The organism is Streptomyces sp. NPDC023527 (genome assembly GCF_055560115.1).
The window spans coordinates 259,809-273,258 of sequence record NZ_JBVHJJ010000009.1 but is presented as its reverse complement, the minus strand read 5'-3'; the positions used below and the strand labels follow the sequence as shown (position 1 = coordinate 273,258).

Annotated in this window: 13 protein-coding genes; 5 read left to right on the top strand and 8 right to left on the bottom strand. The window is 72.2% G+C overall.

The features are described from left to right. Nucleotides 1–59: 59 nt before the first annotated feature. The 7 genes from ACZ303_RS19890 to ACZ303_RS19860 form a co-directional block, all read right to left on the bottom strand. A complete protein-coding gene (locus ACZ303_RS19890) occupies nt 60–1,682 on the bottom strand; it encodes a dipeptide ABC transporter ATP-binding protein (RefSeq protein ID WP_467340658.1) in 1,623 nt (540 codons plus the stop codon). Beyond that, nucleotides 1,679–2,668: an ABC transporter permease gene (locus tag ACZ303_RS19885; protein WP_467340656.1), complete on the bottom strand. Its 990-nt coding sequence runs from the start codon at nt 2,666–2,668 to the stop codon at nt 1,679–1,681. Before ACZ303_RS19885 ends, ACZ303_RS19890 begins: the two co-directional genes overlap by 4 nt. Then, nucleotides 2,665–3,666 carry an ABC transporter permease gene (locus tag ACZ303_RS19880; RefSeq protein WP_467340654.1) on the bottom strand — a complete coding sequence of 334 codons (1,002 nt, stop codon included), beginning with the start codon at nt 3,664–3,666 and terminating at the stop codon, nt 2,665–2,667. The genes ACZ303_RS19885 and ACZ303_RS19880 overlap by 4 nt, the downstream gene beginning before the upstream one ends. After that, a complete protein-coding gene (locus tag ACZ303_RS19875) occupies nt 3,663–5,381 on the bottom strand; it encodes an ABC transporter substrate-binding protein (protein ID WP_467340652.1) in 1,719 nt (572 codons plus the stop codon). Before ACZ303_RS19875 ends, ACZ303_RS19880 begins: the two co-directional genes overlap by 4 nt. Before the next feature lie 162 nt (nt 5,382–5,543). Beyond that, nucleotides 5,544–5,636, bottom strand: a complete 93-nt coding sequence (locus ACZ303_RS19870) for an Ms4533A family Cys-rich leader peptide (RefSeq protein ID WP_311775271.1) — start codon at nt 5,634–5,636, stop codon at nt 5,544–5,546. A gap of 120 nt (nt 5,637–5,756) precedes the next feature. After that, nucleotides 5,757–7,112 carry a DUF3152 domain-containing protein gene (locus ACZ303_RS19865; protein WP_467340650.1) on the bottom strand — a complete coding sequence of 452 codons (1,356 nt, stop codon included), beginning with the start codon at nt 7,110–7,112 and terminating at the stop codon, nt 5,757–5,759. After that, a complete protein-coding gene (locus tag ACZ303_RS19860) occupies nt 7,105–8,091 on the bottom strand; it encodes an alpha/beta fold hydrolase (RefSeq protein ID WP_467340648.1) in 987 nt (328 codons plus the stop codon). The genes ACZ303_RS19865 and ACZ303_RS19860 overlap by 8 nt, the downstream gene beginning before the upstream one ends. Nucleotides 8,092–8,224: 133 nt before the next feature. Between ACZ303_RS19860 and ACZ303_RS19855 the strand changes: the two genes are divergently transcribed. The 4 genes from ACZ303_RS19855 to ACZ303_RS19840 all read left to right on the top strand — a co-directional run bounded on the left by ACZ303_RS19855 (nt 8,225) and on the right by ACZ303_RS19840 (nt 10,163). Continuing rightward, nucleotides 8,225–8,458 carry a hypothetical protein gene (locus ACZ303_RS19855; protein WP_467340646.1) on the top strand — a complete coding sequence of 78 codons (234 nt, stop codon included), beginning with the start codon at nt 8,225–8,227 and terminating at the stop codon, nt 8,456–8,458. 190 nt (nt 8,459–8,648) lie between these two features. Continuing rightward, a complete protein-coding gene (locus ACZ303_RS19850; RefSeq protein WP_467340644.1) occupies nt 8,649–9,287 on the top strand; it encodes a TetR/AcrR family transcriptional regulator in 639 nt (212 codons plus the stop codon). A gap of 145 nt (nt 9,288–9,432) precedes the next feature. Beyond that, nucleotides 9,433–9,660, top strand: coding sequence for a DUF3107 domain-containing protein (locus ACZ303_RS19845; protein WP_215083509.1), 228 nt, complete (start codon nt 9,433–9,435; stop codon nt 9,658–9,660). A 224-nt stretch (nt 9,661–9,884) separates the two neighbouring features. Further along, nucleotides 9,885–10,163, top strand: a complete 279-nt coding sequence (locus tag ACZ303_RS19840) for a hypothetical protein (protein ID WP_467340641.1) — start codon at nt 9,885–9,887, stop codon at nt 10,161–10,163. 57 nt (nt 10,164–10,220) lie between these two features. Here the strand turns inward: ACZ303_RS19840 and ACZ303_RS19835 are convergent, their stop codons facing one another. Then, the gene (locus ACZ303_RS19835) at nt 10,221–10,967 is read right to left on the bottom strand and encodes a ferritin-like fold-containing protein (RefSeq protein ID WP_467340639.1); all 747 of its coding nucleotides are present in this window, start codon (nt 10,965–10,967) and stop codon (nt 10,221–10,223) included. Nucleotides 10,968–11,481: 514 nt separating this feature from the next. Here ACZ303_RS19835 and ACZ303_RS19830 point away from each other — a divergent pair. Beyond that, on the top strand, nt 11,482–13,450 hold a 1,969-nt coding region (locus ACZ303_RS19830), incomplete at its 3' end, for a DEAD/DEAH box helicase (protein WP_467340637.1).

The following is a 13,450-nucleotide window of genomic DNA, read 5'->3' as shown; positions in this document are numbered from 1 at the left end:
CGCGCCACCGGAAGGGGTGAACAGAAGTGACTTTCCCGGAGATGCGGCGTTGCTTCGCGCTATGCGGCGGCTTTCGCCTGTTCGAGCCGGGGGACCGCGGCCAGGAGGCCCTGGGTGTAGGGGTGCGCGGGCCGCTCGTAGACGGCGTCGGCGTCGCCCTCCTCCACGATCCGCCCGTTCTTCATCACGACCAGCCGGTCGCTGACCTGCCGTACGACGGCGAGGTCGTGGGCGATGAAGACGAGCGCCAGCCCCAGGTCGCGCTGCAACTCCCCCAGCAGCCGCACCACCTGGGCCTGCGTGGTGACGTCCAGGGCGGAGACCGGCTCGTCGCAGACGATCAGCTTGGGCTCGGGCGCGAGCGCCCGCGCGATGCCGACCCGCTGCCGCTGGCCGCCGCTGAACTCGTGCGGATAGCGGTGGTACGCGCCGGGGTCGAGCCCCACCCGCTCCAGCAACTCCCGCACCCGCGCGGTGATCTCCGCGTCGCGCAGCTTCCCCGCGGCGCGCAGCGGGTCGGCGATGGACTCGCCGATGCTGCGCCGGGGGTTGAGGGAGGAGACGGGGTCCTGGAAGACCATCTGGAGCTCGCTGCGGAACGCCCGCAGCTCACGGTCGCTCAGACCGCCGATCTCCCGCCCCTGGTAGCGCAGGGCCCCGCCGGTGGGCTCCAGCAGCCGTACGAGCATCCGGCCGAGCGTCGTCTTGCCGCTGCCGGACTCGCCCACGACGCCGACGGTCTCGCCGGCCCGTACGGTCAGCGAGACCTCGTCCACGGCCGTGACGGCCCGCTTGCCGCTGCCGAAGGTCCGGCTCAGGCCGGTGGCTTCGAGCAGCGCGGAGTCATCGCGGCGTACCGCGCGTTCACCCGGACGGCGGACGTTCACGCGCGGGACGGCGGCCAACAGGTCGCGCGTGTACGTCTCGCGCGGCGCGCCCAGCACCTCGCGGACCGGTCCGCGCTCCACGGCACGGCCGTCCTTCATCACCAGCAGGTCGTCGACGCTCTCGGCCGCGACGCCCAGGTCGTGGGTGACGAGGATCAGGCCCATGCCCGTCTCCGCGCGCAGTTCGCGCAGCAGGCCGAGGATCTGGGCCTGCACGGTGACGTCGAGGGCGGTGGTGGGTTCGTCGGCGACGAGGAGGCCGGGTTCGCAGGCGAGCGCCATGGCGATGAGGGCGCGCTGGCGCATGCCGCCGCTGAACTCGTGCGGGCGGGAGCGGGCGCGGCGGGCCGCGTCCGGGATGCCGACCCGGTCGAGGACCTGAACGGCCCGGGCCCGCGCGGCGCGGCGGGAGGCGCCGCGCCGGTGTACGCGGTAGACCTCGGCGATCTGGTCGCCGACGGCCTGGTACGGGTCGAGCGAGGACAGCGGGTCCTGGAAGACCATGGCCGCCGCGTCGCCTCGCAGCCGGCGCAGCCCGGCGTCGTCCGCGGCCGACACGTCGTGGCCCGCCACCCGCACCGAGCCGGTGACCTCGGCGCCCGTACCGCGGTGCAGCCCGAGCAGGGCGTAGGCGGCCGTGCTCTTGCCCGAACCGGACTCGCCGACGATGGCGAGCGCCCCGCCGGGGGCGAGCTCGAAGGAGAGACCGTCGACGGCCCGTACGACGCCGTCCCCGGTGGGGAAGGCGACGGACAGGTCGGCCACGGACACCAGGGGCTGGGGGTCGGCGGTCATCGCAGGGCCACCCTTCGGTCGGCGACGGCGTACAGCACGTCCGCCACGATGTTGGCGATCACGACGGCGGCACCGGTGACGACCACGACGGCCACGACGACCGGCAGGTCGATGGTCTTCGTGGAGTCCACCAGCAGCTTGCCGATGCCGGGCAGGCCGAACATCATCTCGGTCAGCACGGCGCCGCCGAAGATCGACCCGAAGTCGGCGGCGGTCAGGGCGATGACCGGGGCCAGCGCGCCCCGCAGGGCGTGCCGCGCGACCAGCGACCGCTCGGGCACACCGTAGGCGCGGAAGGTGCGGATGTGGTCCTCGGCCAGCGTCTCCAGCGTGGAGCTGCGGGTGAGGCGCGCGTACTTGGCGGATTCGAGCAGGCCGAGCGCCACCCAGGGCAGCAGCATGTTCCAGGCCCACTGCTCGGGGTCCTCGGTCAGCGGCACGTAGGACGGGAAGGGCAGCCATTCCAGATACGCGCAGAAGATCATCAGCAGCACCAGGCCACTGATGAAGACCGGGGTGGCGGTGCCGGCGAGGGTGAGCCAGGTGAGGACCCGCTCGGTCACCCCGCCGCGCCGCAGCGCGGAGAGCAGACCGGTGCCGATGCCCACCACGAGCCAGACGACCATGGCGCCGACGGCCAGCGAGGCCGTGGCGGGCAGCCGCTCGACGAGCAGGTCGGTGACCTGCTGGTTGTTCTGGTACGAGAGGCCGAAGCAGGGCGCGTCGCAGTGCAGCACGGAGGTGCCGGTGGAGTAGTCCTGTCCGACGAACACGCCCTGGAGGAAGTGCCAGTACTGGATCAGGAGGGGGTCGTCCAGCGCGAGCTGCTCGCGGACCTGCCGGATCTGCTCGGGGTTGCAGCGCGGGCCGCACGCCAGGCGCGCGGGGTCGCCGGGCGCGACGTAGAACGTCACGTAGACGACGGCCGAGAGCACGAGGACGACGGCGACCGCGCCCAGCGCGCGGCGCAGGAAGTAGGTGGTCACGCCGTGCCTCCGGAACGGGACTTGCGGGCCGCGCGGCCGCCTCTGCCGACCCGCAGCCGGGACGCCTCGCGCGGGTCGAGAGCGACGCGCACCCCGTCGGCGAGCACGGTGAAGGCGAGCGTGGTGACGAACAGCAGCAGCGCGGGCAGCAGGACGTACGTGGGGTCCGAGCGGAACCACGTGGTGGCCGTCGAGAGCATCTGCCCCCAGGAGGGCGTCGGCGGCTTCACGCCCACGCCGAGGAAGGACATGCTCGCCTCGATGACGATGTTGCTCGGCAGCAGGATGGCCGCATAGGTGATCACGGGCGCGGCGAGCGCGGGCAGCAGCTCGCGCCGTGCGACCCGCCAGGACGAACCGCCGGTCAGCCGGGCGGCCGAGACGTAGTCGAGCTTCTTCAGGCTCAGCGTCTGACCGCGCACGAGCCGTGCCATGGGGCCCCAGGCGAGCAGGCCGATGGCGAAGACGAGCAGCAGCGGCCGCGGGAAGTCCGTGGGCACGACGGCCATCAGCGCGATGGCGAAGACGAGCAGTGGCATCGAGACCATCACATCGGTGAGGTGGCTGAGCGCGCTGTCGGCGAACCGGTTGCCGAGCGCGGCGGCCAGGCCCACCGCGAGGCCGATGAGCACCTGGACGACGGTGGCGCTGAGGGCGACGAGCAGCGAGACGCGGGCGCCGTAGAGGAGGCGTACGAACATGTCGCGGCCGGTGCCCGGTTCGACGCCGAGCCAGTGCTCGGCGCTGATGCCGCCGAAGTCCCCGAGCGGCACGCCGCCGCGCGCGGAGTCGACGAGGGTGTCGTGGTAGCTGTTCGGATCCTGGCCCTCCACCCCGGCCAGCAGGGGCGCGGCGAGGGCGAGGAGGACGAGCAGGCCCAGCACGGCGGCGGCCGCGAGCGCGGACTTGCGCGCCCTCAGCCGCCGCCAGACCTGCCGGGCGCCGGAGGGGGGCGCGAGCCCCGCCTCCGGTTCCTGGGCGATGAGGAGGTCCGTCACTTGACCGCGACCTGCGAGACGTCGAGGACACCGGTCCAGTCGCTGATGACGACGTTCTTGACGTCCTTGCCGTAGAGGCGCTTGTAGACCGGGTGGAAGAGCGGCACGGTCAGGGCCTGCTCGCCGATCCTGCGGTCGAGGGCGCCCCAGCGCTTGGCGGCGGTGTCATGGTCGGTGATCTTGTTGATCGCGTCGATCTCGTCGTTGACCTTGGAGTCGTCCAGGCGGGAGGCGTTGTAGTTGCCCGCACCCTCCTTGACGATCTGCCGGCCGTCGAAGATCGGCGCGAGGAAGGGACCGCCGGAGGGCCAGTCGGCACCCCAGTGGGCGAGGAAGAGGCCCGGCTGCTTGTCGAGGCTGTGGGTCTTCTCGTCGTAGTCGTTGATCTCCAGGCCCTCGAGCTTGACCTTGATCCCGGCCTCCTTGAGGGCGGCCTGCAGGGCCGTGGCGATCTCGGGGCTGGTCTCGAAGTCCTGGGCGGTGGAGTGCGTCAGGGTGATCTCCAGGCCGTTCTCGTGACCGGCCTCCTTCAGCAGCTCCTTGGCCTTGGCCGCGTTGCCGGTGGCACCGGCGGCGAAGTGGTCGTAGGGCGTGAAGCCGAAGGACTTCTGGTTGGGCAGGAAGGTGGTCGCCGGCTCGGCCAGCGAGGAGCCGCCCGCCGCGTTCACCACGCTCGTACGGTTGACGGCGTAGGAGATGGCCTCGCGCACCTTCGGGTCGTCGAAGGGCTTCACCGTGGGGTTGAAGGCCAGGTAGTTGGTGTAGCCGAAGCGGCCGGTGCCGACCCGGTCGGCGAGCTTCTTGTCGCCGCTGACCTGGGCGAGCTCGGCGGGGCCGAGGTTGGTGTCCGTCGTCACGGCGGCGGCGTCCGCGCCCTGGCCGGAGGACAGCCGCTGGTTGATGACCGCCGAGGAGAGGCCGGACTTGACCTCGATCCGGTCCGGGTAGGCGTGGCGCTGCTTGTCGGTCTCCTCGGACCAGTTGGTGTTGCGCTCCAGCACCAGCTCCTGGCCGTCGCCGACGTTCTTGACGACCTTGTACGGGCCGGAGGAGACGGGGTGCTCCGCGTACTTGGCGCCGGTGTCCTTCGCCTTGGGCACGGGCGCGAACTGCGTGGAGGTGGCGTAGTAGGGGAAGTCGCCCTCGGACTTCTTCAGCCGGAAGACGATCGTCCGGTCATCGGGCGTCTCGATCGAGTCGAGGCCCTTCTTCTCCTTGTACGGGCCCTGGTACGTGTCGCCGCCGATCAGCCAGTCGCGCAGGTACGGGGCGCTGCCGGAGAGCTCGGCGGCGAAGGAGCGCTCGACGCCGTACTTGATGTCGGCGGCGGTGATGGGCGAGCCGTCCTCGTACTTCAGCCCGTCCTTGAGCTTGTACGTCCAGGTCTTGGCGTCGTCGCTGGGCGTGCCGGTGTCGGTGGCGAGGTCGGGGACGACCTTGGTGCCCTCGGCACCGTCCGCGCGCTTGCGCGTGGTGAGGGTGCGGTAGACGAGCGAGGGTATGTTGCCGCCGCCGGAGGTGTAGAGGCGCGCCGGGTCGAACTGCTTCTGCGGCTGCCTGTTGAGGACGGTCAGGGTGCCGCCCTTCGTGGCCGAGCCGTCGCCGCTCTTGGCGTCGCCGCTCTTCTCCGGGCCGCACGCCGCCGCGCCCCCGAGCAGGACCACACTGACGGCGGCCGCGGCCACGCGGCGGGAAATGGCGGGAAGTTGACGCATGACGGGGTCAGCCTTTCGCGGGAATGCGAGGAGAGGGAAGGAGCGCGGGCACCCACGGAAGGCGGTTCGGGAAAGCGCACGACGGCGCGGGACCGCCCCCGGCGGACGCGACGCTGACGCGCGGGGAGCGCGGCGCGGAAGTACGCGGGGGAAGAGGCGGTCTCAGCGACAGAGGATGTCGGCGACTGCGTGCGCGGCCACGCCGATCAGCGCCAGCTCGAAGCCGGCGATCTCGGAGGCGTGGTGGTGCGACATGCGCAGAACACTGAACGAATTTTCGGACCATGGCAAAGCTGTCTCACAGAGAGAGACCTGCCGTCTTGAAGAACGAGATATTCGATCAAGGGCCGGGCGCGGGCCGAGCCGCGCCGGGGATCACCGTCCCGGGTACGGCCAGGGGTTCGGACGGCACGTCCTGCCGTCCGTCGTCAGGAACTTGGTCTGCTGCATCATCACCGGCGCGGGCGCGCCCTCCTTGTCGCAGGTCTCGTGATCGTGCCCGAGGCGGTGGCCGACCTCGTGGTTGATCAGCATCTGGCGGTAGGAGTGCATCCGGTTGCCGTAGGTCTGCGCGCCCTGCGCCCAGCGGTAGGCGTTGATCATGACGCGCTCGGTGGCGGCCGAGTCGCAGGAGACGTTGTCCTGGGTGGTGTCGAGACCCGACTTGGCACACCAGTCGGCCGTCGTGCCGGGGGTGGCCAGAGTGATCACGAAGTCGGTGCGTCCGGAGGAGACGCGCTCGAAGGTACGGGTGCCGTCGTGGCCCCAGCTGCGGTCGTCGTTGAGCGTCCGCTGCACGGCCGTGGCGAAGAGGCCGCCGTCGAGCGGCAGGCCCTTCTCCACGTCGACGCGGTAGCGCAGCACTTCACCCTTGCCGGGCGCCTTGTCGTGACCGCCCACGGTCTCGAAGACGCCGGAGCCGCGCGCCTTCTCGTCCAGGGGGTACTTCTTCGCCATCTTCTCGTCGTACGTGGCCGCGACCACGGCGCCGCCGTGCGGCGTCGGGCGGCTGTCGGAACGCGAGGCGGCGTCCGGGCCGCCGCGGTCGAGGTCCGCGGAACGCGCCTGCGCCTTGCTGTCCGAGCCGCCCTCGACCTGACCGGCGACGATCACGGCCAGCACGGCCGTCACCACGGCGGCGGCCAGACCGGTCGCGGTGCGGGCCATGCCCTGGACGGGCTTGGCGGCGGCACGGGCCGCGCGGCGCCTTCCCGCCCGGGGCCGCGAGGGGGTGGTGTCCCCGGCCTCGCCGCCCTCGACCTCTGTGCGCTCGGTGTCGGCGACGGGAGATCCGCCGTCCCGCTCCCCGCCGTCCTGCCCGGAGGCGGAGGAGGAGGGCGGCTCGGTGGGCTCCGGGGCGGCGGGCGCCCGGACGGCCTCGTCCGGGGCGGCCGCCCGGTTCGGCGTCACGGCCGCGTACCCGGGCCCGTAGAAGTGTTCGTATCCGCTCGCCGGCCCCGTCGCCCGGTCGCGCTGCACGCCGATGACGCCCCAGCCGATGCCTTGCTCCTGCTGCTCGGGGTGGCCCTCGCGCGCGGACGGCCGCGCGGGCTCGTCCCGCGGGTCAGCCGCCCCCGCCTCCGGGGTCGCCGGCGGGGCCGCGGGCTCCGGTGCGGTGGAGGCCCGTCTGCGGCCGGTGCCGGCGGCCGCGCCGCCCGCCGTGGCACCGCTCCCGGCGGAGGCGGCGGGCCGGCGGGCGGCATGGGGGGCGCGTGCGCTGTGTTTACCCACGAGGCGTGGCGCTCCGTTCTGCAGTGGCGGCGGTGTCCGCGAGCAGGTCGCGGAAGGCACGAGCCACCGCGTCCGGGTCCTCCATCATGGCGACATGTCCTGATTCCAGAAGCGTCAACAGCCGCGAGTCGCGGAAAGTCTTGCCCGCGCGGGCCGCCATGCGGAAGGAGACGAGCTGGTCGCGCATTCCGTAGACGAGCAGCGTAGGGGCAAGCACCTTCTCGGCCTGCCGCCACAGAGAGTGCTGGCCACCGAGGGTATAGGCGTCGACGATGCCGCGCGCCGAACGGGCCGTCACATCCCAGAAATAGGGCAGTTCCAGCCGTCGCTCGTATTCGGCGACCGCCAGCGCGAACCCTTCGGGTGTCACCCGTCCGGGGTCCCCGTAACAGAGCGCGAGCACCTCGCGTGTACGCCTCTCGGGTGTCCAGTCCTTCGTCACCCGGGCGAAGAGGGAGACGATCCCGGGCACCGCGAGCAGCCCGGTGGGCACCGCCGTGCGCTGCGGGCGCAGCTCCGGCAGGGCGGGCGAGACGAGGGTGAGCGTGCGGACCAGGTCGGGGCGGACGGCCGCGACGCGGGTGGCGATCGCGCCGCCCATGGAGTTGCCGAGGAGGTGCACCGGCCCGCGCCCGCTCGCGTCGAGGTGGCGGATGACCACGCGCGCGAAGCCGGTGATGGAGTAGTCGCCGTCGTCCGGTGGCGGAGAGTCACCGAAACCGGGCAGGTCGAGGGCTTCGCCGTCGACGTCGTCCGCGAGCAGCTCCATGAGGGCGGACCAGTTCTGCGAGGAACCGCCGAGCCCGTGCACATAGAGGGCGGGCGGCAGCCCCGGTCTCCCGGGCCGCCGGGACCGCACCGCCAGCGTGGCCCCCGGGAGGGTCACCGTCCGGACCTCCTCGCCCTCGCTGACCTGCGAGGGCCGCCCGGGCGGCACCACGGGAACGGCGCGGGTTTCGGGCGACTCGGTCGAAGACATGCGGGCAATGTTACGAGACGATCACGCCGGGGTTTGTGTGGCGGCGGTCACAGATCGCCTGGCGTCGGAGGGGCGCCTCTCCTAGGCTCGTACCCAGGAGTACGAGCGCGTCCTCCGTGGGAAGGGGTACCGCATGACCGTTGACCCGACCGATCCGGACACGTTCGAGGAAATCGACGACACAGATGTTGCGGAGATCGATGTGGAAGCTCCCGAAGCCGACGCCGCCGAGCAGCACGCCGACCTCTCGCCGCAGCAGGACGACCCGTACGCGGACCTGACCGGCGTCGACCCCGACAGCGGCAACGAGGCCGACATCGCCGAGCAGGCCCGGGTCGTGGAGCTGGACGAGGACGACTACCGCTGAGACGGGCGGCCGGAAACGGCCCCGAACCGCCGGGGGCCGGGGGGACCTGCGCCGTTTGTCGGCTATTTGTCGGCTTCCCACAGCGTCCGGTACGTGAAATTCTCCGCTCCGACCACGCACGGCCCGGTTACCCAAAAGTACGATGGCGGGCGCGGTGCACACCGCGCAGGACACATTCATGGGAGGCGGCGTGACAGCCATCGAGCAGACCGAGGCGCGGCCGCGAGGCACGCGTCTGCCACGCCGAGCCCGACGCAACCAGCTCCTGGGTGCGGCTCAGGAAGTCTTCGTCGCCCAGGGTTACCACGCGGCGGCCATGGACGACATCGCCGAGCGCGCCGGCGTCAGCAAGCCGGTGCTGTACCAGCACTTCCCCGGCAAGCTCGACCTCTACCTGGCGCTGCTGGACCAGCACTGCGAGGCCCTGCTGCACGCGGTCCGCACCGCGCTCGCCTCGACCTCCGACAACAAGCTGCGCGTGGCGGCCACCATGGACGCCTATTTCGCCTATGTGGAGGACGAGGGCGGCGCCTTCCGCCTGGTCTTCGAGTCCGACCTCACCAACGAGCCGGCCGTGCGCGAGCGGGTCGACAAGGTCTCGCTGGAGTGCGCGCAGGAGATCAGCGACGTCATCGCCGAGGACACCGGCCTGTCCAAGGACGAGGCGATGCTGCTGGCCGTCGGCCTCGGCGGCGTCTCGCAGGTGGTCGCCCGCTACTGGCTCTCCAGCGAGAGCGCCGTCCCGCGCGACACCGCCGTCCAGTTGCTCACCTCGCTGGCCTGGCGCGGTATCGCGGGCTTCCCGAAGAACGCGCCGGAAGGGCACTGAGCGCCTGTTCGCTGCCAGCGTGCGGGCTCCGGCTCGGCGCGCGGCCGTACCGGGCTAGTGTGTGGAAGGTACGGCGCGGCTGACCGCGCACCCCTCCCCTGGGCTTCGCCATGGGGGACCCCAAACCTTCGGAGGGACAAAAGCCGTGGAGGTCAAGATCGGCGTGCAGCACGCGCCCCGCGAGATCGTTCTCGAGAGCGGGCAGTCTGCCGAAGAGGTCGAGCGTGCGGTGGCCGACGCGCTCGGTGGCAAGGCACAGCTGCTGAGCCTGGTGGACGACCACGGCCGCAAGGTCCTGGTTCCGGCCGACCGCCTGGCGTACGTGGAGATCGGCGAGCCGACCGCCCGCAAGGTCGGTTTCAGCGCGCTCTGAGCCACGGACGGCCGAGTTCGAACGGCGGGGCCCCGGTGAGGAATTCACCGGGGCCCCGCCGTTGTCGTACCAAAAGGACACACTCCGGCCGCACCGGAGCCTCACCCTCGAAGTCGCACCCGACCGGGCGATCGGACGGAGGGTTGCCGGACAGCACCGAGGGGTAGTACGGCTTCGACCGATTTGCACCCGCTCCTCGGCATCAGCACGGGAGGGAAGTGACCATGCTCCTCTGGGAAGCGCTCGGCTCGGTTCTCATCGGGCTCGCCGTCTCGTACGGAGCCCTGCGCTGGCTGCCCGAGCGGTATGGGCAGTTCCGCCCCCGCGGCCTGGCCCTGGCCACGGGACCGGCCGCCGCGCTCTTCGGCGCGCTGCTCGCGCACTCGGTGCTGGGTCCGGGACACACGGCGGCCACCCTGGTCGTCTCCCTGGGGGTGGCCGTCGCGCTGCTGTCCCTGCTGCTGCGCCAGGGGGACCGGGCCCGGCGATCAGCCACGGCCTGAAGAGGGCCGGACCGGTCGCGGGGGCCCGTCGTGCCCCTCGCCCCGCGCGGGCAGGCGTCAGGCCGCGAGGCCCAGCGCCGCCATGCGCTTGGTGTGCGCCTCGGTGATGCGGGAGAACATCTTCCCCACCTCCGCGAGGTCGAAGCCGTCGGCCACGCCGCCCACCAGCATCGTCGACAGCGCGTCGCGGTCGGCGACCACCCGCTGCGCCTGCGAGAGCGCCTCGCCCATCAGGCGGCGCGCCCACAGCGCGAGCCGGCCGCCGACGCGCGGCTCGGCCTCGATCGCCGCGCGGACCTTCTCGACCGCGAAGCTCGCGTGGCCGGTGTCGTCGAGGACCGCGAGCACCAGCGCACGGGTGTCGGAGTCCAGGCGGGCCGCCACCTCACGGTAGAAGTCACTGGCGATCGAGTCACCGACGTACGCCTTGACCAGGCCCTCCAGCCAGTCCGAGGGCGCGGTCTGGCGGTGGAACTCGTCCAGCGCGGCGGCGAAGGGCTGCATCGCGCCGGTCGGCTCCACGTCGATGGCCGCGAGCCGGTCGCGCAGCCGCTGGAAGTGCTGGAACTCCGCGGCGGCCATCTTCGCCAGCTCGGCCTTGTCGTCCAGGGAGGGCGCCAGCTTGGCGTCCTCCGCGAGCCGCTCGAAGGCGGCGAGCTCGCCGTAGGCGAGGGCGCCCAGCAGGTCGACGACCGCCGCGCGGTACTGCGGTTCGGCGGAGGCCCGGTCCCAGTCCTGGGCGGCGATTCCGGTGAGGGCTTCGGCGGGCTCGGTGGCGTTGTCAGCGTTGTCGGGCGTCTGCATGAAGCGCACAATAGCCCGCCTCACATCTCAGGGAAGGCCCTGGTCAGCCAGTTCCTCCACATCTGTCCGAAGGATTGTCCGGACACACATGCGTGTTTCCGGGGTACAGTGGTATTGCGCCTGCCGAGTATTCGGCGGGCTGTCCCATGCTGTGTCTTCCGAGGGCGTCATTCACCGGCCCCCGGATCCCCAGCGGATGCCCGGTCGGTGGCCCGATCGGCTTCCAAACCCGACCGCCCTCCGCGCGGTGTGTACGAGACGTACACACCAGGAGGGATCCGCTCGCGGCACGTGTGCAAGAGCGAAGGCAGTGGTCCCGCGCCAGCCGGCTTCCCCAGGCCGGACCAGTACCCAGGCGCGGTACGTACGACCCCCTTCGCCGCCTCGCGCCGCGTCTCACAGAAGAGGCAAGATCCTGTCCACTCTCTCTACTTTCCGAGAAATCGGGATTCTTCCCGAGACCGCCGAAGCCCTTGAGGCCGTCGGCATCATCCACCCCTTCCCCATCCAGGAGATGACGCTCCCGGTGGCCCTGTCGGGCTCCGACGTCATCGGCCAGGCCAAGACCGGCACCGGCAAGACGCTGGGCTTCGGCCTCCCCCTGCTGGAGCGCGTGGTCGTCCCCGCGGACGTCGAGGCGGGCCGGGCCAAGCCCGAGCAGCTGACCGACGCCCCGCAGGCGCTCGTGGTCGTCCCCACCCGTGAGCTGTGCCAGCAGGTCACCAACGACCTCCTCACCGCCGGCAAGGTCCGCAATGTGCGGGTCCTGGCCATCTACGGCGGCCGTGCGTACGAGCCGCAGGTCGAGGCGCTGAAGAAGGGCGTCGACGTGATCGTCGGCACCCCCGGCCGCCTGCTCGACCTGGCCGGCCAGAAGAAGCTCGACCTGTCGCACGTCAAGGCCCTCGTCCTGGACGAGGCCGACGAGATGCTCGACCTGGGCTTCCTGCCGGACGTCGAGCGCATCATGATGATGCTGCCCGCCAAGCGACAGACGATGCTGTTCTCGGCCACCATGCCGGGCGCCGTCATCAACCTCGCGCGGCGTTACATGTCGCAGCCCACGCATATCCGCGCCGCCGCGCCGGACGACGAGGGCCAGACCGTCGCCAACATCAAGCAGCACGTCTTCCGCGCGCACAACATGGACAAGCCGGAGATGGTCTCCCGCATCCTGCAGGCCGAGGGCCGCGCGCTCGCGATGGTCTTCTGCCGTACGAAGCGGACCGCCGCCGACATCGCCGACCAGCTGGCCCGCCGCGGCTTCGCCTCCGGCGCGGTCCACGGCGACCTGGGCCAGGGCGCCCGCGAGCAGGCGCTGCGCGCGTTCCGCAACGGCAAGGTCGACGTGCTGGTCTGCACCGACGTCGCCGCCCGCGGCATCGACGTCGACAACGTCACGCACGTGATCAATTACCAGTCCCCCGAGGACGAGAAGACCTACCTGCACCGCATCGGCCGCACGGGCCGCGCCGGCAAGTCGGGTACGGCCGTCACCCTCGTCGACTGGGACGACATCCCGCGCTGGAAGTTGATCAACAAGGCGCTGGACCTGCCGTTCGACGAGCCGGAGGAGACGTACTCCACCTCCGCGCACCTGTACGAGCTGCTCAAGATCCCCGCCGGCACGAAGGGCATCCTGCCCCGCTCCGAGCGGACCCGCGCCGGTCTCGCGGCCGAGGAGATCGAGGACCTGGGCGAGACGGGCGGCCGCGGCCGTGGCCGTGGCCCGAAGGCCGCCGCGCCGGTGGAGGAGGAGCGCCCCGCGCGCACCCGCACCCCGCGTCAGCGCCGCCGCACCCGCGGTGGCGGTGCCCCGGTCGCCGAGGCGCCCGCCGCGCCGGTCGAGCCGACCGCGACCGAGTCCCGGCCGGTGGCCGAGGGCGCCCCGGAGACGCCCGCCAAGCCGCGCCGTCGCCGTCGCACCCGTAACGGCTCCGCGCCCGCGGCCGCCGTCGTGCCCGTGACGGGCGAGTCGCCGGCGAAGCGCGAGGCGCCGTCCGCGTCGGCCCCCGCGCCGGAGCAGCAGGCCACCGAGCGTCAGCCGCGCCGTCGCCGCCCGCGTGGCGTGCGGCCGGAGGCGTCGGCCCCCGAGCTCGACTTCCAGACCGTGGAGACCGCCGCGGCGGCCGTCGCGGCCGCCATCCCGGCGCAGGCCACCGAGTCCGCTCCGGCCGCGCCGAAGCGCACCCGCACCCGGAAGGCCGCCGCCCCGGTGGCGGAGGCCGTGGCCGTCGTCGAGACGGTCGAGCCCGTCAAGGCCGTCGAGGCCGAGGTCGCCGAGGCCAAGCCGAAGCGCACCCGCACGGCGAAGAAGGCCGTGGCGGCCGTCGACACCGTGGAGGTCGCCGAGGTCGCGGAGGCCAAGCCGGCCCGTCGCACCCGCGCCAAGAAGGCCGTGGAGACGGTCGAGACCGTGGAAGCGGTCGAGGCCGCGCCGAAGCGCACGCGCGCCAAGAAGGCCGTCGCCGCGGTGGACACCG